The sequence below is a fragment of the Streptomyces sp. NPDC060366 genome (assembly GCF_042725135.1).
Lineage (GTDB): Bacteria > Actinomycetota > Actinomycetes > Streptomycetales > Streptomycetaceae > Streptomyces.
Map to the genome: position 1 here is coordinate 47,203 of NZ_JBHXDC010000028.1, position 22,079 is coordinate 69,281.

Here is a 22,079-nt window from a genome sequence, read left to right on the forward strand (position 1 = left end):
GTCATCCTCCGGGCCGGGCTCAGTCGTACGCCTTCAGACAGAGCATCGTCGCGCCGTCGTCCACCTCCTGGGACCAGTAGGTGTTCCTGTCGTACTGCCCGGTGCGACAGTCCTCGGTGGTGGTGCTCGCCGTGGCCCGGTAGATGGCCGTGATGACGAAGATGTCGTTGTACGCGCGGGGAACCTTCCTGTCCGTGCAGTTCACGGACGACAGCAGCGCGACGCTGGCGGAGCCGCCGTTGTTGTCGGCGAGCAGGCAGTCGCCGTTGTGGTACTGGCCTTCGAGGCAGAGCGCGGTCCGCTCGCCGCTGCTGCTGGAGTAGTACGACCAGGTGGCCTGGTCCTGTGCGCTCTCGCAGTCGTCGCTGGTGCCGTAGACGCGTACTCGTGAGTCGGCGCAGGGCGTCGTGTTCGGCTCCTCCTCGCTCCAGTCGTACTTCTCCTCGCCGCCGTACCCGGTGTCGAAGACGTCCAGGCAGTCCCCGACCGAGACGGCCTTGAAGGCATCCTCGGTGGGGTCGGGCTCGGGTTCAGGTTCCGGTTCGGGCTCCGGTTCCTGTTCCGGTTCCGGTTCGGTCTCGTAGTCGCCCTCCGAGCCGCCGGAGCCGGACGAGGTGTCGCCGCCGCTGCCACCGCTGGTCAGGCCGGAGCTGTACGTCGGCCGGGGGTTGCTCACCGGGCTGTCGTCATCCTCTTGGTTCCAGGGCTGCCAGATCAGGAGCCCGATGATGATCGCGCCCACGAGCAGGCCGCCCCAGCCGTCGGAGCTGTTCGATGTCTTCGGAGTCGACGGGGTGCGCTGTGCGGAGGCCTGGGTCCGAGCCCGCGCCAGGCGCTCGCGCTCCTTCCGCTCTTTCTCCTTCCGTTCCTTTTCCTTGCGCTCCTTCTCCGCCCGTTCCGCCGCCTTGCGTGCCTGCTCCCCGCGCCTGCGCTCATCCTCAAGGCGCCGACGTTCCCGCTCTTCCGCCTCCGCCCGCTCCTCGGCCTGCGCCTGCGCCAGGGCGTCCCGCTGCTTGCGCAGGGCCTCCAACTGTTCGCGCATCACGTCGACGGCGTCGTCCGAACTCTCCCGGCCGCCCTCGGAGCGCACCCGCGTCCGTGCGTCGGCGGCATCGAAGTCGACCGCGCCGTCATGTAGTTGGCGCCCCTGCTCCGCGTACTCCTCGATGAGCTCGGTCCACTCCACCGGCAGCCACCGGGCGGCCTTCCGGGTCGCCGTCAGCGGGCCGAGGTCGCGCAGACAGCGCCGCATGACGTCGTCGGGCGCGGGCCGCTCCCCGGGCTCGGCCTCCAGCAACGGGAGGATCAGCGGCCTCAGTTGAGGAGGCAGCCCGTCCGTGTCGATCTCGGCGCGCTGGACGAGCGCCAGGAGCCCGATGGAGTGGTCGGTCTGCTCGTACGGCGGGCGGCCGACCGCGAGGAAGAAGAGTGTCGCTCCCAGCGAGTACATGTCGGACGCGGCGGTGGACTTCCTGCCGGACGCCTGCTCCGGCGACGTGAACGGGAAAGTGCCGATCGTCGTCGCGGAGCTGGTGTGGTCGTGGGCGTGCGAGATGCCGAAGTCGATGAGACGGGGCCCGTCCCCGGTCAGCAGGATGTTCTGGGGTTTGACGTCCCGGTGGACGACTCCCGTGCCGTGCAGTTCGACCAGCGCACGCGCGGCCTCGGCCGCGATCCATCGCACGGCGTCGACATGCAACGTCCCGGCTTCGGTGATGAGTTCGGCGAGGCTGGGCGCCGGAATGAACTCGATGGCCAGCCACGGGCGCTTCGCCGTCGCGTCGGACTCCAGGACCTTCGCGGTGGACGCGCTCTCGACGCGCCCGGCCAACTCCACCTCACGGGCGAACCGCTCCCGGTCCGGCCTGCTGACGAACCCCTCGGCGAGCAGCGTCTTGACGGCGACCAGAGGATGCCCCACCACGGTCCCGGTGGGCCCGCCGCCCACCGCGGCCTCCTCCCGCCGCGCGAGATAGATCCGCCCCATCCCACCGGTGGCGATCCGCCGCAACAACCGGTAGGGCCCGAGCCGCCGCGGATCACTGGATTCAAGCGAATAGAACTTCATTCCGGCCATGCGGCATCACTCCCCATGCGCGTCCCCCGTCAGTGCCGCCATCCACACGCGCCCCGCCCACTCCGCGCACCGCGCTCCGCGAACTCCAGCGATCCCGTGCTCAAACGGTGTCACGACAGGGTGAGTTGGGGAAGTCCGTATGCCGGGCACGCCCACGCCCGTACGACGAGACGATCACCCCGGCTCGCGGGGACTGCGCCCGCCGAAGGTGGGACTCCCGGGCCTCTTCGACTGCCGCGACGGCATCGGGGCTGAGGCAGACACCCGGGGAGGCGCCCAAGGCCGATGCAGCCTGCTGGCGTTGGCGAAAAGTTTGCCGTCGCAACCACTTCGTCCCAGGGTGGCCTGGGTAGTGCCCGGCCCCCGCTGTGTCTACCTTCTGAAGCAGTGGACCGCAGGTGTGTGTGGTTGCCCGCCCCTGTTCTGGCGTTGTCGCCCAGCGAGACACTGACTATGCGACGTTATCGCCGCTTGCGGCCGAAGCGGCGCTTGCCCTTGTTCGTCTTCCGGCCTGTCAGCTGTTGAGCTTCATGCGTCCTTCCCATTGTGTTCAGCAAAGCGGCAAGATTCCGGGTGACCTGCGTGGTTCCTGGATGCTTCGCACCATGTACGCGTAGGTAGCGGGCGCGTGCATCTTGCAGAAGTTCGACGGCCTCCTGGTACAGGCGGAGAGAGTGCAGGACGGTACCAACGCTGTTGGCCGAGTCGAGGGTGTCGGGATGGTCTTCACCCAGGACGCGGCGGCGGCGAGCGAGCGTGTCCTCGTGCATCTGGCGGGCCTCGGCATGCTTTCCCAAGGCGTGCAAGGTGCTGGCGAGGTTGCTGGCGGAGTTGAGGGTGTCGGGATGGTCTTCACCCAGAAGGCGGCGGCGGCGAGCGAGTACGTCCTCCTCCATGGGGCGGGCCTCCGCATACTTTCCCAAGGCATACAGGGTGCCGGCGAGGTTGCCTACGGAGTTGAGGGTGTCGGGATGGTCCTCATCCAGGACGCGGCGGCGGCGAGCGAGCGTGTCCTCGTGCATGCGGTGGGCCTCGGCATGCTTTCCCAAGGCGTGCAAGGTGCTGGCGAGGTTGCTGGTGGAGCTGAGGGTGTCGGGATGGTCTTCACCCAGGACGCGGCGGCGGCGAGCGAGCGCGTCCTCGTGCATGCGGCGGGCCTCGGCGTACTCCCCCAGTTCGCTGAAAGTGGCGGCGACGTTGCTGGTGGAGCTGAGGGTGTCGGGATGGTCTTCACCCAGGACGCGGCGGCGGCGAGCGAGCGCGTCCTCGTGCATGCGGCGGGCCTCGACGTACTCCCCTAAGTAAGCCAATGTGGTGCCTGAGTCGTTGGCGGAGTGCAGGGTGTCGGGATGGTCCTCACCCAGGATGCGGCGACGACGGACGTATGTGTCCTCAATGATGGAGCGGGCTTTGGCGTAGTTGCCAAGGTCCACGCTCGCATGCGCCAGATACTGCGCACAGGTGAGGGTGTCGGGGTGATCCGGCCCCAGATCAGTGCTCCATGGCTCATGCAGCGTTGTGGCGAGGCCGTGGGCGGCGCGTGGTAGACCGCTGCGGATGAGGAAGTGAGCAGCTTTCAAGAGCGTGGCGCGCAGATCAGGTTGGCCGGCGACTGCGGTGGTGACGTGAGGTGTGGCGAGGTGGGCGGTGAGGGAGGCCCACGTCGGCCAGTCGGCCGGAACTTGCGGGTCGCCAGGGTTGACCGCCGCAAGGGCAGTGGTGACGTCGTCGCAGATCGCTGCGGCGTGGTCAGGGCTGGGCTGGGTGCGGAGGATGGCTTGGGTGAGGCGGTGAATTTGGAAGGTGTCGAAGTCGGTGCGGGCCAGTCCGAAGCGGCCGAGATGCTGGAGGGCGTTGCGCAGCCACATCGGGTCGTCTGGGTCGCCGGGAATGGTAGTCAGTCGGGGGCGAACTGTTTCCAGCCATGCGGTGGGGATGGGATCGGGGCCGAGGAAGGCGCCCAGGCGGAGCAGAGCGGTGGCATCTGGGTGGCCGTCGTCCGTGAGGCGGGTGGCGGCGATGTTGACCGTCGCGGCCAGCGGCGCGGGGTAGTCGCGGACGTCGCTCTCCTGCATGAGTCGTGCGGTGTTGGTGGTCAGGAGCTGACGGTAACGGTCCAGCGACATGCCGCTACGCAGGACTCCCGCAGCTTGGGCGAGGGCGAGCGGAAGGTCGCCGAGGTCTCGTGCCAGGAGATCGGCCTGCCCTGTGGTGATTCCCGGGATACGACTCTTGAGGTAGGCATTGGAGTCGGCACGAGTGAACACGTCTAGGTCGCTCTGGTGGGCGATCCCATGCCAGTCGGGGTTGCGCGAGGTGATCACAGTGTGGCCGGGGCCCTCGGGGAGCCAGGGCTCGACCTGATCGGGCTGGTCAGCGTTGTCGAGAATGAGAAGCCAGCGGTGTCGGGTCCGCAGATGTTGGAGAAGAGCACGAGCGTTGGCCTCGGAGCCGGCGCCGGATTTGGCGATGCCTATCCGGTCGGCAAGCTCCGTATAGCGGACGGCCAACTGATCGGCCTGTTCGGCATCGATCCACCACACGAGATCGTACTGGCTGGCGAATCGGTGGGCGTATTCCAAGACGATCTGCGTCTTTCCAATGCCGCCCATGCCGTGAAGCACCTGGACCACGGCTTGGTGTCCGCTGAACAGCCCGGCACGAAGCCCGGCCATTTCAGCCTCGCGGCCGGAGAAGTCGGGGTTGCGACGACGGACGCTCCACACCTTGGGCAGGCCTACGCTGCTGGGCAGCCTGGGGCGGTGTGGGTCAGGTTCCGTATCCGAATTGGGCGATACGGCGCCAGGGAAGGCGACCGGACCAACAGGCGGAACCGGTCCATGGACGGCTTCGAGCAGGGCGGCAGTGGCGGCGGGCTCGTCCAGCCCGTGGAGACCCTGGTACAGCCTATTCCTCAGGAGAGCGGGGACGTCATCGTCAGACAGGGCTTCGATCGCTACCGGAACGAGCCGTCCCCGTGTGGCCACGGTGGCCGACCACTCGTCCCGAGTCCATCGCTCAGTGGTGAAGTAGTTCTTGGAGAACAGAGCCACCACCGCGTCGGCCCCGTCGAGAGCGAGATTCATCTTCTGGACGAAGTCGTCACCGGTCTGCCAATCCCAACGGTCCAGCTCGACCTGGTGTCCGGCCCGTTTGAGCTGCCAGCCGACCCACTCCGCCCAGGCCCGATCAGGGCCCGCGTAGCTGACGAAGAACCGTTGCGTGGTATCGGTCACCATTGACCCCCGAATCCCCTGACGCTTCTTACATGGACCACGGGGCCATGATCTCGCGTACAGCGAAGGGCGGGGTGGAGAACGCCGAGATCCCGTTGGCAGGAAGAGGGAGCACAATGCCCCAGCCGCCGACGAATCGGCGCCTATCCGAGCCCCCGAAGAGTCCGAGAGCTGAGGCGACCTGTGGACAACCGAGCTGCGCCGAGACGATCGTGGTGATCCTCGGTCACCCCCCGGATCGGCATCACGATGAACGTCTATACCCGCGTTCGTCACGTCACCCAGCGGGAGTCTCGATCAGCCACATGCGCCGTCTGCTCAAGCGTCGTCTTCCTGCTGCCCAAGCGGGACTGCCGTCAAAAGGCCGATCACCTCCCGGAAATCCGGAGGTGATCGGCCTCTGAACTGTGCCCCCGGCAGGATTCGAACCTGCGACACCCGCTTTAGGAGAGCGGTGCTCTATCCCCTGAGCTACGGAGGCGGGGCTTGTGCGAAGAGTGCTGGTGATCCGCCCCAGTGGGGTGGACCTCGGCCCCTGAGGGTTCCAGACATCCGTGCGGTGCTCCGCCGTAGCGGTGCGCCACACGTCAGTGTAGCGGTTGCCGCGGGGCCCGAGGCTCGGCAGGGGAGGGCTTGAGGATCTTGGGGCCGGGGTCGGGGGCCGTGTCGCTCGATCAGGGGGAGTCGGGGGCCGGGGCCGCAACCCGCGAGGGGTTGGGGCCGTTGCGAGGGGTGATGAGAGCCCTGCCCGATCCCGTGTGGCCCGTTGTCGTTCTGGCGCTGGTCCAGGTCGGTGACGGGGTTCTCTGTCTCGGGCCCGTCCGGTTCGTGCGGGAGTGCTTCGAGGGGGTGGGGTTTCCGCGGGCGTGGTGGTGGGTCACCCCGCCCGTGAAGTTCGCCGCCGCCGCGGGGCTCGTCGTCGGGGTGTGGGTGCCCTGGCTCGGGGTGGTCACCGTGTGGGCGCTCGTTCTTTATTTTCTTTTGGCGATCTTCACGCATGTCCGGGCACGGGACTTCGGCCGCAACCTGTTTCTCAACGCGGCGGGCATGCTCGTCATCTGTGTGCTGGTCGCCCTGTACAGCTTCGGCCTGTAGGGGCGGAAGTCTGGAGGGACACTCCGAAAACGGGGGCCGTTGAGCGGGTGTGAGGGCCGGGCGTGAGGGAACCCGTCTGCCCTGGAAGGCTGTTGACACTCCGTTTGACAGCAGAGATCATCAAAAACTCTACAGCAGAAAGCACTTCACCTTCACGGCCGCCACACCGAGCCTCGCCGAACCGGCGTGAGGCTCCAGCTCGGCGTCGTGACGTGGAGGGTTCAGCGGAGTCAGAGATCAACGGGGCACGGGGAAGCAGTTCGCGCGTGGCAGCCGCCGCCGCCGGTATTCGGGCGGTCGTTTCGGGCTGAGCGTTTTCACGGCGTCCCGAGGAGACGATCCGAAAGGACACGACAGGTCTTGACGCACTCGGCGACCGAAAGCGCTCACCGTTCCGGCTCCCACCTGGACGGCTCTCATCCGGACGGCAACCACCCACTGCGTATCCGGATCCTCGGGCCGATGGAGATCAGCGGTCAGGGAGGGGACCGTACGCCGTCCGCTCCGATGGCCCGGCGGCTGCTCGCGGCACTGCTGCTCCACGCCAACGAACAGGTACGGACGTCCACACTCATCGACGAACTCTGGGACGGCGAGCCGCCCAGGCTGGCCCGTAAGACCATCCAGACCTACGTGTACCAGCTCCGCAAGGCACCGCACTCCGCGGGCGCGGGCGGCCCCGGGGAGCGGGTGGAGACCTGCCCGAACGGCTACCGGATCAGGCTCGCGCCCGACGAGCTGGACCTGTGGCAGTTCGAGGGACATCTCGCGCGGGCGCGCGCCGACCTGGGCGACGGCGACCCCGAGAGCGCGGCCCGCACCTTGCGTGTCGGGCTCGCCCTCTGGCGCGGCGACGCGTTCGCCGACATCGAGACCGGCCCGGCGCTGGCAGCCCGTATCTCGCAGCTGGCGGACACCCGCCTCGGCGCCCTGGAGCTGCGGGTCGAGGCCGATCTGCGGCTCGGCCGGCACCACCGGCTGATGGCCGAACTGCGGCAGCTCACCGCCGACCACCCGCTGAACGAGGAGTTCGCCGCCCAGCTCATGCTCGCGGCGTACCGGTCGGGCCAGCGCGGCACCGCGCTGGAGACCTTCGGGCAGCTCCGCCGGGACCTGGTCGAGGAGTTGGGCATCGAGCCCTCGCACCGGCTCCAGCGGCTCCAGCGCGACGTGCTCAACGAAGCGCCGTCGCTGGAACTGGTTCCGGGCAGGCAGGCGGTCGTACGGACTGCCACCCCGCCCGCCGCCGACGTCCGGCCCCGTCGCGAGGTCATCGCCCAACTGCCGTCCGACACACCCGATTTCGTGGGCCGGCGGGCGGAGCTGGCACATATCGTCACGCATGCCCGGTCGGGCTGCGGATCTTTACTGACGGCTCCTCAGATCGTGACCGTCCTCGGCGGCGCCGGTTCGGGCAAGAGCACCGTGACCGTCCGGGCCGCGCATCTGCTGCGCGAACACTTCGCGGACGGGCAGTTCCACGTACGGCTCCACGACGAGAACGACCGGCCGACCGACCCCGCGGCGGCGCTGCGCTCCCTGCTGCGTGACATCGGCATGCGGATGGATGAACTGCCGGAACAGATAGACGAGTTGGCCCGGATCTTCCGAAGCTGGAGCGCGGACCGGAGTCTGCTGCTGGTCCTGGACGACGCGTTCGGCCCCGAACAGGTCGTGCCGCTGCTCCCCGGCGGCTCGCGCAGCGCGGTTCTCGTCACCTCGCGCGTACGGCTGCCGGGTCTGCCCGGCGCGGCCAACGTCGAGCTGGGACCCATGGAGACGGACGACGCCGTCGAACTGCTCGCCTCGCTCGCCGGGGTGGACCGTATCGGCGCGGACGTCGCCGCCGCCCGGCAGGTCGTACGCCTGACCGGCAACCGCGCGCTCGGCGTACGGGCGGCGGGGGAGAAGCTGGCGGCCCGCCGGATGTGGTCCGTCACCGAACTCGCCGCCCGGTTGGCCCCGGAGCACCACCGGCTGGCCGAGCTGGGCAGCGGCTCGCTCGACGTCCGGGGTCGGATGGCTGGCTCGTGCGCCCGGCTCGCCACGCCGGACGGCCAGGCACTGGCCTGTCTGGCCCGCGCCGGGGAGGTCCCGTTCGACATCCCCCGTGCCGCGCGCGCCCTGGCGATGGACACCTGGGCGGCCGAACTCCTGGTGGGCCGGCTCCTGGACCACCACGTGGTGGAGGTCGCCGAATCGGCGCCGGGCGCCGCGACGGTCTACCGCATGCCGGAACTGATCCGGCTCGTCGCCCGTACACAGGCCCAGGCGCCGGACATGGCGGTCGCGGAGCTGCGGCTGATGTCGGGGACGCCGTCACGGGCGGGGCAGTCACCCGTACCGTGCTTCACGTCCGTCCTGACACCGGCCGGGTGAACCCGCTCCCGTCCCGTTCGGCGACGGGAGCGGGTGCCGGGTCGCGCGACTCGTCGGCCGCGCCTGCCTTCGGCGCTTGCCCGCGGCCGCGCTCGCCCCGTCGGCCGAGCTGTCCCGGCCGCGCTTGCCCTCGATCGCCGGACGGGCTTGAAACGCCCGCCCGGCGATCGAGGACACCGGCGATCGAGAGCACCGGCGTCGGTGACAACCGGCGATCGGTGACACCGGCATCGGTGAATCCGCTCAGTGCACGCTCTCGCGCGTCGCCTTCTCGTCGGGCGTGCCCGGCGACCCCGGCGTGCCCGACTGCTCGTCCGGTGCCTCACGCAGTCCGAAGCGGCGGTGGAAGCGGGCCAGCGGCCCCGGCGCCCACCAGTTGGCGCGCCCCGCGAGGCGCATGAACGCGGGGACCAGCGCGCCGCGTACGAGCGTCGCGTCCATCAGGACCGCGACCGCCAGGCCCAGACCGATGGCCTTGAGGTACGAGATCCCCGACAGGACGAAGCCCAGCCACACGATGGCGATCAGTCCCGCCGCGGCGGTCACCATCGCACCGGTGCGCTCCAGCCCGCGCGCCACGGCGAGTTGGTTGTCGCCCGAGCGGTCCCACTCCTCCTTGATACGGGAGAGCAGGAAGACCTCGTAGTCCATCGACATGCCGAACGCGATGCAGAACAGCAGCACCGGCACGGTCCAGGTGATCGTGTCGGTGACCGTGAAGTCGCCGACGAATCCCTCCAGATGACCGTCCTGGAAGCCCCACACCAGCACACCGAACGTGGCGCTGAGACTGAGGCAGTTGAGGACGAGCGCCTTCAACGGCAGTACCAGGGACCCGGTGAACAGGAACAGCAGGACGAACGTCGTGATGCCGATGATCGCGAGCGCCAGCGGCAGCCGGTCGTACATGGAGTCCAGCGAGTCCACCAACTCCGCGGCCGGGCCGCCGACCTGGACGTCGTACGGTGCCTCGGTCGACCGGATGTCCTCGACGAGGCGCTCACCCTCCTCGCTCAGCGACTCGCTCTTGGGGATCACCGAGAGATACGTGCTGCTGTCCGCGCTGAAGCGGTCGGAGCCCGGTCCGGGCGGTGCGACCTGCTCACCGGCCGCGAAGGAACCGGCCTCGCTGTCGACCCGCGCCACATTGCCGAGCGTGGAGAGCTTCTGCGCGTACGTGTCGATCGAACGCTCCCCGGTCGGCGGGGCGTCGTTCAGCACCACGTTCAGCGCCTGCGACTCCTGTGCGCTGAAGTCCTTGCGCACGATGTCGCTGATCTGCCGCGACTGGGTGTCGGCCGGCAGTACGCGGTCGTCGGCGAGGCTCATGTGCAGGTTCAGGAACGGTGAGCCGAGGAAGAGCAGCAGACCGATCACCGCGACCGCGACCGGGATCGGGAAGCGCATCACGGTCGTCGCGAGGCGGTACCAGAATCGCTCCGCCTCCGGCTTCGGGGGCTTCTCCTCCTTGCCGCGGTTCAGGACGCGGATACGTCCCTTGTCGATCCGCGGGCCGAGCGCCTTCAGCAGGGCGGGCAGGAAGGTGATGGAGACGATCGCCGCCAGCAGGGCGGTCGGGATGCCCGCGTACGCGAAGGACCGCAGGAAGTAGAACGGGAAGACCAGCAGGCCCGCGAGCGCGAGCGCCACCGTCACCGCGGAGAACAGGACGGTACGGCCCGCGGTGCGCAGCGCGGTCGCGATGGCAGTGTCCGTGTCCGCGCCGCCGTGCAACTCCTCCCGGTAGCGCTTGAGGAGGATGAGTCCGTAGTCGATCGCCAGTCCGAGTCCGAGGCCGGTCGCGACGTTGGTGGCGAGCACCGAGACGTCCATGAACAGCGTGAGGATACGGAGCGTCAGAAGTACGGACACGATGGTCAGTCCGGCGACCATCAGTGGCACCAGCGCGGCGACCACACCGCGGAAGACGAACAGCATCACGACCAGCAGGACCGGGAAGGTGACCATCTCGATCAGGAGGAGGTCGTCCTGGGTGGTGTCCGTGATCTCCTTGTTGGCGACCGCGACGCCGCCCACGCGGGTGTCGAGACCCTCCACCTCGGTGTCGTACTCCGGCTGGATCCGCTCCAGCGTCTTCTGCACCTGGTCCTCGTCGCCGGTGATCCGTACGAGGATCAGGGCGCTGTTCCCGCCCTCGCCGCGCAAGGCCGGGGCCTTGCCCAACGTCCAGTAGGACAGGGCCTGTTCGACACCCTTCTCGGCGCCGATGCGCTCGGTGAGACGCTCACCGGCCGCGCCCACGGCCGGATCGTCGACGCCGCGCTTGTCCGAGACCAGCAGGGTCAGATTGGGGGCACCCGAACCGAACCGTCCGTCCAGGACCTCGGCCGTCCGCGCGGACTCGGTCGAACTGTCGGTGAATCCACCGGCGGAGAGAGTCGATATCACGCCACCGCCCAGCGCTCCCGCGAGCACCAGGAGCACACCGGAGAGATAGAGGACCAGCCTGCTGCGGTGTGTGGTGAATCTGGCCAGTGAGGCGAACATTCGGCAACCTTTCGAGGGGGAACGCCGATTCTGGGGGCGGCGTGTCGATCCCGTTCACACGATCAAGGTAGGGAGCGCGCGAGCCCACTGGCAATGACAACCCCTCGCGCGGCGCGCCCGGTTGAGCGTCCGGGGCGGGCGCGTCGGGCACGGTCGGGCCCTTCGCGCCCGGCCCCTTCGCACCCGGCCGTTCGAGCCCCGTCCGGCCGGGCCCACCGCGGGGTGGTCGGGGCGGCCGGAACGACGGTTGGGCAGCATGCTCCCCGACTACGGTCCACCAGCGCGTGAATGCGCACAATGACAGGTGTATGCGGGTCATTTCCTGGATGACTGCTATATCTAACAGCCGCTTCACCCTCCTAAATTGCGGCGAGAACAGGCGACAACAGTCGAGGGCAATCCGAGACATTCCCTGGAGGGTAAAGCGAATGAGCCAGCGTGAGAGGACCGCTGTCATCGGCGGAGGGATGGCAGGCTGCGCCGCCGCCAAAGAGTTGATCAAGGCGGGCCGCGAGGTTGTCATCTTCGAGGCGGCCGCCGGACTCGGCGGTCGGGCTCGCTCGTGGCACCGTTCGGAGATCGAGCCCTCCGTCGGCATCAACCTCTGGTTCACCAGCTTTTACAAGCTGATGTTCGAGCGAATTCACGAGTACGGTCTCGAGGACCAGCTCGTGGAGATGTCCAACAACGTCATCGTCGTGGACAAGGGCGAGCCCGCCGAGCTGCTCTCCGACTCGCTGCGCAGCCTGCTCACGTACAAGCACGTCGGTCTCAAGGACAGGATCGGCTTCCTGACCGGGACGATGAAGGAGACGCTCAAGCGCAAGCAGCTCGACATCTTCGACCCGATCAAGCTCGCTCCGTTCGACGACGGCACGACCGCGGCCGAGTACGCCCGCAAGAGCCTGTCGCAGCGCGGCTTCGACAACCTGCTGCGGCCGGAGATCGAGTCGTTCTGGCTGTGGCGCTGCGAGGACATCTCCGCGGCGCACGTACGGGCGATGCAGGCGCAGGTGGCCGGTGCGAAGTTCTTCGTGTTCCGCAACGGCATGGAGGTCATCGCCGAGCGCAACGCCGAAGGCGCGGACATCCGGCTCGAACACGAGGTGACCGACCTCCAGGTGACGGACGGCCGGGTGCACATCACCGCGCGGTCGGCGGACGGCGAGAGCCATTCCGAGGTCTTCGACGACGTCGTGGTCGCCACGACGGCGCCGGTCGCCGCCAAGCTGACGGCCGCGCTGCCGAACGACATCGTGGGCCGCGACACCCGTGAGTTCCTGGAGACCCAGGTGTACGAGCCGGCGCTGTCGGTCTCGTACCTGGTCGACTTCAGCAGCATGCCGTCCGAGGCGCACATCGTGGCGGCGGGCGCGGACGACCCGCCGGTCAAGACGATCATCACCTTCCCGCGCAAGGTCAAGGACGAGCAGGGGCGTTCGATCGACAAGCACCTCGCGTTCGTCTACCCGGGCCGCGCCGAGACGCGCCGGCTGCTCGCGCTGTCGCCGGAGGAGCAGTACGCCGAGACGACCCGGCTGGTCACCCAGTTGTGGCCGGACTTCCCGGTCGACGACGCGGAGCCGTTCGAGATCGCCGTACGCCCGCACGCGATGCCGCTGCCCGCGCCCGGCCGCTACCGGATGTCCGCGCGAGTCATCGGGCTCCAGCACGCGCCGGTGGTCTTCGCGGGCGACTACTTCACCGCGCCGATCTCGGAGGCGGCGATGCTCTCCGGCATCCGGGCCGCCGAGAAGCTGACGACGGCCGGAAAGCTGACGACGGCCGGCTGAGCCGGGCCGCGGAGAGCAGGAGAGCAGGGGAGAAGACATGAACGCGTTCACTCCCGCCTCCGGCGACGCCGGGGCCGGGGCGGGGGGCCGCCGGCCCAGTGGCGGCGTCGACACCGCGACGGGTACGTCCGGCACGGCGTCCGGCCCACCGGAATCGGGCGCCGGCGCCGGCGCGGCAACCACGTCCCGCGCGGGCACTGACGGCGCCCGACGGGGTCCGGCCGGCGACACGCGGACGGGCGTCGGTGGCCGTACGGCCGCCAATGGGCCCGCCGCGTCGCCCGCCTCCGGGGCCCGAGGCCGATTCGTTGCGTACGCGCGGCTCGCGAAGTTCGAGTTCGTCCTCGACTACTACCTCAGCATGCTCGTGCTGTGGACCGCGCTCGCCGGCAGTGTGCGGTTCGCGCCCGATACGTTGACGACCCTGCTGCTCTTCCTCCTCGGAGAGATCGGCGTCATCTCCGCCGTGATGGCCCTCGACGACGTCAACGGCATCAAGGACGGCAGCGACCGCGCCAACTACCTCGGCACCGGCGGTACTCCGCTGCGCCCCCTGGAGCGCAAGCCCCTGCTCACCGGTGCGCTGACGGTCCCTCAGGCCACCAGGTTCGGGTATCTGAGCCTGCTCTGGGGCACCGTCTTCTGGACGGCTTCGGCGCTCGCCGCCCCCGAGCGACCGGTCTGGGCGCTCGTCGTCACCGGGCTGGTCCTGTTCGCCGGCTTCCAGTACTCCTGGGGTCTCAAGCTCAGTTACCGGGGCCTCGGCGAAGTCCTCATCATGGGCTGCCCGTTGGTCATCGTCGTCGCTCCCTACGGCTTCGTGACCGGCCATCTGCCCGCCCTCGTGCTCGTGCAGGCGGTGCTGTTCGGCCTCTGGCAGATCCTGGTGTCCTGCTACTCCAACACCAAGGACATCAGCGGGGACGCGGCCGTCGGCCGCAGCACGGTCGCGGTTCACACGTCGGCTCGCGGCAACCTGGTCTTCATCGGCGCGCTGTCAGCCGTCGACCTGCTGCTGACCGTCGGGGCATCGGCCGTGGGCTGGGCGCCGTGGTGGTTCTTCGCCGCCCTGCTGCCCGAAATGGCGCTGCGGCTGCGCCAGTTCACCTCCTTCAGCCGTAACGGAGACGCACTGCTGGCACGCAGGCGAGGAGTGGTGGCGTTCCGGACGGGCGTCGCCGGCATCGTCCTGGCCAACCTCATCCACTTCGCGAGCTGAGGGGCGACGGCCGCGGCCCGAGCCGGCGGCCCGAACTCCGGACAGGACAAACGGACATGGCTACCAAGAACAAACCGACCGGACTCGGCCTGCTCTTCGACGAACACGCGCAGGCGGGCCGCAGCACCCGCTTCCATCTGAGCCGGCCCTTCGACATCGCCCCCGGCGCGGGCTCCGAGTTCAGCGTGGCCGGGCTCGCCGAGCTCGTACAGGAGACATCCGGTCTGCTGTACGAGGCGGGGGCGCGGCCCGGCGACCGGGTCGCGATCGCCAAGGACAACCACTGGGACTATCTGCTCCTCGCCTGCGCCGCCTCGCGCTTCGGCGCCCTCCCCGTCCTGATCGCGGGCGGTCTCCCGGCGCAGACGCTCGGCACCGTACTCAAGCGCGCCGACGCGCAGTTGCTCGTCACCACCGCCGACATCCTCCGCGCGGCCGACGAGCAGGGCGTGGACCTGAAGTCCCTCGTCCCGCGCACGGTGACCGTCGGCGCCGCGCTGCCGGGCACGGTGGCGCTGGACGACCTGCGCGGGGCGCGTACCCCGAAGGTGTTCACCGCGGCCAGTTACGAGCCGATGGTCGCCACCCACACCTCCGGCACCACCGGGGTGCCCAAGCTCGTCGTGCACTCCGTCGACACCGTGCTCGGCCACCTCGGCCGTACGGAGTCGCTGCGCTTCCCGATCGTGGCGATGAAGCGCTCCGACACGGTGGCCACCGCCACCCCCTTCAACCACATGCGGATGATCACCTGGAGCACCGGCACGCTGAAGCTGGAGCCGAAGGACGCGCTGCTGCTCGCCGACGCCCGTCCGGCCACCGCCGAGCGGATGTTCGCGCAGCGGAAGCCGACGTATCTTGAGGCGCTGCCCGCCACGTACATCGGCTGGCAGGAACTGGCGGGCAAGCGGCCGGAGTTGTACGGGGACGTACGGCTCTACGTGAGCACCTTCGACGCGATCCACCCGCCCACGGTCCGCCGGTTCCTGCAGGCCAGCAAGCGGCGGTTCCCGGCGTGGCTCCAGGGCTGGGGCCAGTCGGAGACCGGCCCCATGACCTTCCGCCTGCTGACCCGCAGGGCGCTGGCGGCCAAGGGTGACCGGCACCCCACGACGCGCGACGTCGGCCGCCCCATCCCCGGCTTCACCGGGATGAAGGTGGTGGACCCGGCGACGATGAAGCCGGTCCCCAACGGCAAGCCCGGCGTGCTGCTCACCCGTACCGACGGGCGCTGCATCGGCTACCTCGGCGAGCAGCGGCGCTGGCAGGACAAGGCGCGCGGCAAGTGGTGGAACACCGGCGACTACGGCCTGCGCACCGCCGCGGGCGCATTCCGGCTGCTGGACCGCGAAGTGGACGTGATCCCGGGAATGAGCTGCATCGAGCTGGAGGACGTACTGGCCGACCGGCTGCCGCAGTTGCTGGAGGCCGCGGTGATCGGCATACCTGGCCAGCTGCCGCTGCCCGTCGTCTGCACGCAGGACGGCACGCTGGACGAGGCGGAGTGGAAGCGGGCGACCGCGGACCTGCCGGCGCTCGGGGCGCCGCGGGTGCTGCCGCTGGAGGAGATCCCGCGTACGAGCACGGGCAAGGTGCGCCGTGTCGAGCTGCGCGAGCGACTGCTGGGCGAGGAGACGTACGGCACGGGGCGCTGGACGTAATCGGGGGGCGCCGGGCGGGCGGCGAGAGCGGCCCGTCCGGCGGTACTTCCAGCCCGTACCGCGGTACTTCGAGCCGGTACCGCGGTACTTCGAGCCGGTCCGGCGGTACTTCAAGCCCGTCCGGCGATTGAGGACACAACACGTAGCCCGTCCGGCGATTGAGGACATCACACACAGCCCGTCCGGCGATTCAGGACGAACCGGCCCAGAGCGTTGAGTAGGGAGCGCAGCCATGGCAGAGGCAGAGGCACAGGCAGCCGAAGAAACAGGCACGCACGTCGACGTCGCCGTCGTCGGCGCCGGGATCTCCGGTCTCACCGCCGCGTACCGGCTGAAGGAAGCCGGCCGCGCGCCGGAGGTCTTCGAGGCCGACGGCGACGTCGGCGGCCGGATGCGGGCGCGGCAGGAGGACGGCTGGATCGTGGAGCAGGGCACCGAGACCTTGGCCTCGCACGGCTACCCGTCCACCTGGCGGCTGATCAAGGACGTCGGCCTCGACCGGGACGGCGGGGTGCTCAAGGTCGGCAGCCTCGCCGGTGTCTGGCGGGACGGCAAGGCGCACGCGGGCAGCGGGCACTGGGTGGGCACCCTCACCGGCGCGGGGCTGTCGCTCGGCGGCCGGATAGCCATGACCGGGATGCTGGGCGGGCTGCTGCCGTCGCTGGGCAAGGTCAGCACCCGGCGGCCGGGTGAGAGCCCGCTCGGCCTGCGCACGGTCGCCGAGTTCGTCGACGGCAAACACCCGGACCTGCACGACTATCTCCTCCAGCCGGCCGCGAGCACCGGCTGGGCCTGGGACACGCGGCGGTCGTGCGTCGCTCCGCTCGTGGCCACGATGGTCGCCACCCGGGGGCTGCACGGCTGGCGCACCTACCGCGACGGCATGGACTCCCTCGCCCGGAAAGTCGCGGAGCGGCTGACCGTGCACACCGGGAGGGCCGTCCAGGAGGTCACCGAGAACCCAGGCGGCGGCGTACGGCTGGTCTTCGCCGACGGGCGGGTGGTGACGGCCCGTGAGGTCGTACTCGCGGTGCCGGCGCCCGTGGCAAGGAAGCTGTATCCGTCGGCGCCCGCCGAGGAACTGCCCTTCCTGGACGCCACGTCGTACTCCCGCATGATCCGCGTGACCTGTCAGGTGGACCGCCCCCTGGCGGTCCGCCAGTCGCGCGGCACGAAGAAGGTCTACGCGCTGCTCATCCCGGAGAAGGAGGACGGCTATCTGGCCGGCCTGACCTTCGAGCACTTCAAGGCGGCCAACCGGGCGCCGCGCGGTAAGGGACTGGTCAGCATGCTGACCGCGGAACGCGCCACCGACGAGCTGATGGACCGGCCCGACGACGAGGTCGTCGAGAAGCTGCTGGGGCGCGCCACGAGGTACGTGCCCGAGCTGCGCGAGGCGCTGATCGCGTCGCACGTGCACCGGTTCCCGTACGCGGCCCCCGAGGCCACCCCGGACGCCCTGCGGCTCCAGGGCGCCTTCCTGGACCGGCCCACGCGGGCGGTGGAGTACGCCGGGGACTGGGTCTTCCAGCGGCCGACGAGCGAAGCCGCCGTACAGGCCGGGGAGTTGGCCGCGGAGCGGATCCTGTCACGGCGGCGGGATCCGGCCGCCGCGCAGGGGCCGGTACCGACGGCCCGAGCCTGACTGACCGCGTCCGACCGCGTCCGACGGCGCGTAAGGGTCTACACCTTTCATCAGCCGCCCACTCGCCGGACAACCGGCGGGCGGGCGGCTTTTGCCGTGGTCGGAGCAGGGTTCCGGCCATGTTGCGGCAGTGACTGGAGTGACATTAGTGACCACCTATTGACCGAGCCTTGACCGATCGTTGGACGCGGCCTGTGAGGTTCCGGGGGAGAGAAAATTGAGCTGGTCGTGCGAACAAGATGAGCCACGGGGGCTGGAATGCGCGCGCAGAACAACGAAGGAACAAAGGGAACCATACGGATCGTCGAGCCGGTGCGAGCAGGCGCGGACCTCGCGCCTTCCACCCACCAGCGGGCGCGCTACGCGCTCACCTCCCGGGTCGGCAGGGACGCGGAACTGGCCGATCTCAAGGCCCGCGCCGCCGCTCCGAACGGGCAGGTACTCACGCTCACCGGCCCGGTCGGCGTGGGCAAGAGCCGACTGGCGGACGCGCTCTTCGAACAGATCGCGGGTGAATTCGCCGATGGCGGACGGTACTTGGAGCTGGACACGCTCCGGCTGGAAGCCGGCGATCCCGACGGCGGGCTCGCCCGCGCGGTCGCGGAGGCCCTGGAGCTGACGCCGCCTCCCTTGCCGGACGGCGGTGCTGACGGCGCGTCGGACAGTGGCGAGGCGGCGGGCGACCGTGCCCCGCTCGATCTGCTGCGCGACCATCTCGGCGGACGGGACTTCCTGCTCGTACTCGACTGCGGTAGCCGCCCTCCGCGCGGCATCGCCGAGCTGTGGGAGGCGGTCGGCTCGGCCGCCCGGCGGCTGTGTCTGGTGACCGTCGGCACCCAGGTGCTCGGTATGTACGGCGAGCACCGTGTCCCGCTCTTCCCGCTCGCGGTGCCCACGGCGCGCGACACGGCCGACCTGGCCCGGCTGGGGCAGGTCGACTCCGTACGCCTGCTGGTGGACCGCACCAAGGCCGTACGGCCCGGATTCCGCCTCACGCAGGAGAACCGCGAGACCGTCGCCAAGCTCTGCCAGATGCTCGACGGGCTGCCGCTCTCCATCGAACTGGCCGCGTCACGGCTGAAGGTGAGCTCGCCGCGCGCCCTGCTGGACGAGCTGAGCCGGTCGCCGGGCACGCTGACGGACCCGGGCACGGCCACGGACGCGGCGGCGGGCCCGGACACACTGGGCCTCGCTCCGCAGGCCGTCGAACTCCTCGTACGGCTCGGGGTGTTCACCGAGAGCTTCGGTGTCGCCGAGGCCGCCGGGGTCTTCGAACTCCCGCTCGACGTCACCCGGCAGGCGCTGGAGGAGATGGTCGACCACAGCGCGCTGCTGACCGAGGAACAGCGGGACGGCAGCATCCGGTTCTGGATGCTGCGCAGGTCCCGGGCGCGGGCCCTGGAACACCTCGGACGCCAGGACGCGCTGGGGCCGGTACGGGCCGACCACGCCGTGTTCTTCATCCGGCAACTGCACGGGATCCGAAGCGAGTTGGAAGGTCCGGGGCAGACGGCGGCGCTGGAGCAGTTCGACCACTGGCACCAGGACGTGCTCGCGGCGCTGGAGTTCCTGGTCGAGGCGGGCAACGGCGAGGCGGTGGCGACACTGGCCACCGCGGCGCAGCCGTACTGGCTGCTCCGGGGCGAGGTGGCGAGCGCCGAGCACTGGCTGTCCGCCGCGCTGCGGCTCGGCATCGACCGGCACCGGGTACGCCTCGCCGCCCTGGAGGCGCTCGGCGAGGCGCTGCTGCTGACGGACGACCCGGCGGCGGCCAAGCCCTGGCTGGACGAGGCCCTGGCCGCGTACACCGAACTGGCCGACGGTCCGGGGGTCGCGACCGTACGCCTGCACCTGGCCAGGCTCGCCCAGATCGGGGGGAATCTCCCCGCCGCGGAGAACCTACTGACACTGGTCCTGGCGGACCTCGACCCGCGAGGCGGTGGTCAGTGGTGTCGGGGGGCAGTGCTGGCCCGCCTCGCCGAGGTCCGCCGGGACCGGGGAGACACCACGTCGGCGGCGCGGCACGCCACGGAGGCCGTACGGCTCTTCGAGCGCGCGGAGGATGCCCGCTCGGCGGCCCGCGCGAAGCTCACACTGGCGGGCCTGACAGGTGGTCAGGGTGACTATGACCGGGCTGAGCAACTGGCATGCCGGGCACTGCTGTTGCTGCACGACCGGGGCGATCTGCCGGAAGTGGCACGCGGGTTGGCGGTCCTGGCGGAACTCCTCACCTACAAGTACGGCCGCACGGCGGCGGTGTGGGAGCGCGCGGCCCTGCTGCTCGGCGCGTCGGACGCCCTCCGCAACCGGGTCGGCGACACCCTGGACGGCCAGCCGAATGCCGTGAGCGGCACCCTGCTCGGCCAGGTCAGCGAACGGATGGGGCGCAGCGCCTTCGACACGGCCTGGCAGCAGGGCGGGCTGTGCACCCCGGACGAGGCGGTCGCACAGGCCCTCGCCCTGATCGAACGCACCGACCACCAGCCGCGCCCCACCGACCTGGTCGGCTCGCTGACCAGGCGCGAACACGAAGTGGCGATGCTGGTCACGGAGGGCCTGACCAACCGCGAGGTCGCGCGCAGGCTGGGCATCGCGGAGTGGACGGCGGTGAACCACATGCGCAAGGTGATGCAGAAGCTCGGCTGCACATCCCGCGTCCAGGTGGCGGGCCGCATGCTGCGCCCCTTGGACCCGCACGCGGGCGTCCAGGGCGCGGCGGCGGGGGGCCTGGTGCGCCGCTAGGGCGTGTCCGCAGGGCACGGCGACCATGGCCGTGACGTGGACGCCCGGACATCGGGTGGAGCGTCTCGGCCATGGATCGTCTCGGTGCCGGTCGGTTGACTGGAGCCATGTCTGAACATCCGATTCTCGTCACCGGGGCGACCGGTAAGTCCGGCCGCCGCGTCGTCAGCCAACTGCGGGCCAAGGGTCTGCCGGTCCGTGCGGCGGCCCGTAACAGCGAGCACGTCTTCGACTGGACCGACAGCCGCACATGGGACTCCGCCCTGGAGGGCGTGCGGTCCCTCTACATCGTTCAACTGGACGGCACGAAGCTCGTCCGCCCGTTCGTCGAACGGGCGGTGGGGCACGGGGTCCGGCGGATCGTCCTGGCCTCGGGACGCGGGATCGACAACCCGGACTACGCGAAGGACAGCGGCGGCGTCCTGGAAGGCATCCTCGACAGTGAGGCCGCGGTGCGGGAGAGCGGTCTGGAGTGGACGATCAGCAGGCCGGGCTGGTTCGCGCAGAACTTCAGCGAGGGCTTCTTCGCGGACGCCGTCCGCGCCGGTGAACTGCGGTTGCCCGCCGGCGACGGGGGCGCCAGCTTCGTCGACGCGGAGGACATCGCCGCGGTGGTGGTCGCGGCGCTGACGCAGGACGGACACGCGGGTCAGATCTACGAGCTGTCCGGCCCCCGAACGGTGACGCTGACCGAGGCGGTCGCCACGATCTCCACGGCCGTGGGACGCCAGATCCGCTACGCGCCGGTCTCCGTGGCGGAGTACGTCGCGGACCTCGTCCGACAGGGACTGCCACCGGCGGACGCCGAAGCCTTCGCGGACGTGATCGCACCACTCAGGGAGGGCACGGACGCCTACGTCTCCGACGGCGTCCAACGAGCCCTGGGCCGCGCGCCGCGGACGTTCGCGGAGTTCACCAAGTCCACGGCGGCGGTGGGTGGTTGGGGGGTCTGAACGTCGTTCGGAGGGGTTGCCGTACGCCGCGTCCGCTGATGCGCAAGCCGACTACACAACACGCCTCCACGGCGTGACGAACCGCTCTGGCGGAGCACGGCTGGTGACGCCCCCGCCCCGTGTCGGCGGGGCGCCGGAAGCCGGTCGGTAAGCCCGGCCGGCCTACTTTCCGGTGTTCTCCGCGAGCGTGTGGGCCACGAGGGCGTTCGCGTGGCCGTGGCCCAGTGCGTGGTCCGTCTTGAGCCAGGAGACGAGGTCCATGTGCTTCGTCAACGGTGAGGAGCGGATCAGCTCCTTCCACTCCGCTATCGGCCGGCCGTACTTCTTCTCGATCGAAGGGAAGTAGGCGGCAGGGCCCTTCACGGTTTCGGTCATCTCGGCGGTGTCCCCTTCACTGGTGGTGTTCTTCGCCTCTATGACTGGTGGCAACCGCCGAAGTGATCGGTCGATCGAAAGTGGCCTGCGCCACTTTCGATCCCGCCGGACGTCCCCGTCTCACACCCCCGCTACGACCAACGGTTCACCCGACGGGACTCCGTCGGCTTCCATTTCCGCGGCGATCTTGAGGGCTTCTTCGATGAGGGTCTCGACGATCTTGGATTCGGGGACCGTCTTGATGACCTCGCCCTTGACGAAGATCTGGCCCTTGCCGTTCCCCGACGCCACACCCAGGTCAGCCTCGCGCGCCTCACCCGGACCGTTCACGACACAGCCCATCACCGCGACCCGCAGCGGAACCTCCATGCCCTCCAGGCCCGCGGTCACCTCGTC

Annotated in this window: 13 protein-coding genes and 1 tRNA gene; 8 read left to right on the top strand and 6 right to left on the bottom strand. The window is 69.8% G+C overall.

The annotated features are described in order from the left end of the window. Positions 1 to 19: 19 nt before the first annotated feature. From ACFWHU_RS36185 to ACFWHU_RS36195, 3 genes are all read right to left on the bottom strand, one after another. A complete protein-coding gene (locus ACFWHU_RS36185; RefSeq protein WP_387230379.1) occupies positions 20 to 2,077 on the bottom strand; it encodes a serine/threonine protein kinase in 2,058 nt (685 codons plus the stop codon). Between the two features lie 461 nt (positions 2,078 to 2,538). Next, on the bottom strand, positions 2,539 to 5,313 hold the full coding sequence (fxsT, locus tag ACFWHU_RS36190) for an FxSxx-COOH system tetratricopeptide repeat protein (RefSeq protein WP_387230400.1): 2,775 nt from the start codon (positions 5,311 to 5,313) through the stop codon (positions 2,539 to 2,541). A 408-nt stretch (positions 5,314 to 5,721) separates the two neighbouring features. Then, positions 5,722 to 5,794, bottom strand: a tRNA-Arg gene (locus ACFWHU_RS36195). Positions 5,795 to 6,048: 254 nt separating this feature from the next. Here ACFWHU_RS36195 and ACFWHU_RS36200 point away from each other — a divergent pair. Next, positions 6,049 to 6,408, top strand: coding sequence for a DoxX family protein (locus ACFWHU_RS36200; protein WP_387230381.1), 360 nt, complete (start codon positions 6,049 to 6,051; stop codon positions 6,406 to 6,408). 462 nt (positions 6,409 to 6,870) lie between these two features. Next, the gene (locus ACFWHU_RS36205; RefSeq protein WP_387230383.1) at positions 6,871 to 8,787 is read left to right on the top strand and encodes a BTAD domain-containing putative transcriptional regulator; all 1,917 of its coding nucleotides are present in this window, start codon (positions 6,871 to 6,873) and stop codon (positions 8,785 to 8,787) included. Between the two features lie 243 nt (positions 8,788 to 9,030). Here ACFWHU_RS36205 and ACFWHU_RS36210 read toward each other — a convergent pair whose 3' ends face one another. Beyond that, positions 9,031 to 11,295 carry an MMPL family transporter gene (locus ACFWHU_RS36210; RefSeq protein ID WP_387230385.1) on the bottom strand — a complete coding sequence of 755 codons (2,265 nt, stop codon included), beginning with the start codon at positions 11,293 to 11,295 and terminating at the stop codon, positions 9,031 to 9,033. Between the two features lie 428 nt (positions 11,296 to 11,723). Between ACFWHU_RS36210 and ACFWHU_RS36215 the strand changes: the two genes are divergently transcribed. The 6 genes from ACFWHU_RS36215 to ACFWHU_RS36240 all read left to right on the top strand — a co-directional run bounded on the left by ACFWHU_RS36215 (position 11,724) and on the right by ACFWHU_RS36240 (position 21,308). Further along, positions 11,724 to 13,088: an FAD-dependent oxidoreductase gene (locus tag ACFWHU_RS36215; RefSeq protein ID WP_385793786.1), complete on the top strand. Its 1,365-nt coding sequence runs from the start codon at positions 11,724 to 11,726 to the stop codon at positions 13,086 to 13,088. Positions 13,089 to 13,125: 37 nt separating this feature from the next. Further along, positions 13,126 to 14,307, top strand: a complete 1,182-nt coding sequence (locus ACFWHU_RS36220; RefSeq protein ID WP_387230388.1) for a UbiA family prenyltransferase — start codon at positions 13,126 to 13,128, stop codon at positions 14,305 to 14,307. A gap of 56 nt (positions 14,308 to 14,363) precedes the next feature. Beyond that, a complete protein-coding gene (locus tag ACFWHU_RS36225; RefSeq protein ID WP_387230390.1) occupies positions 14,364 to 15,968 on the top strand; it encodes a class I adenylate-forming enzyme family protein in 1,605 nt (534 codons plus the stop codon). A gap of 232 nt (positions 15,969 to 16,200) precedes the next feature. Then, complete coding sequence (locus ACFWHU_RS36230; RefSeq protein ID WP_387230392.1) at positions 16,201 to 17,613, top strand: protoporphyrinogen/coproporphyrinogen oxidase; 1,413 nt, start codon at positions 16,201 to 16,203, stop codon at positions 17,611 to 17,613. 312 nt (positions 17,614 to 17,925) lie between these two features. Then, positions 17,926 to 20,355, top strand: a complete 2,430-nt coding sequence (locus ACFWHU_RS36235) for an ATP-binding protein (RefSeq protein WP_387230394.1) — start codon at positions 17,926 to 17,928, stop codon at positions 20,353 to 20,355. A gap of 107 nt (positions 20,356 to 20,462) precedes the next feature. Beyond that, positions 20,463 to 21,308, top strand: coding sequence for an NAD(P)H-binding protein (locus ACFWHU_RS36240; protein ID WP_387230396.1), 846 nt, complete (start codon positions 20,463 to 20,465; stop codon positions 21,306 to 21,308). A 162-nt stretch (positions 21,309 to 21,470) separates the two neighbouring features. Here the strand turns inward: ACFWHU_RS36240 and ACFWHU_RS36245 are convergent, their stop codons facing one another. Continuing rightward, on the bottom strand, positions 21,471 to 21,683 hold the full coding sequence (locus tag ACFWHU_RS36245) for a DUF4287 domain-containing protein (protein WP_385793750.1): 213 nt from the start codon (positions 21,681 to 21,683) through the stop codon (positions 21,471 to 21,473). Between the two features lie 120 nt (positions 21,684 to 21,803). Then, the coding region (locus ACFWHU_RS36250) for a flavodoxin-dependent (E)-4-hydroxy-3-methylbut-2-enyl-diphosphate synthase (RefSeq protein ID WP_387230398.1) at positions 21,804 to 22,079 on the bottom strand (276 nt) is incomplete at its 5' end.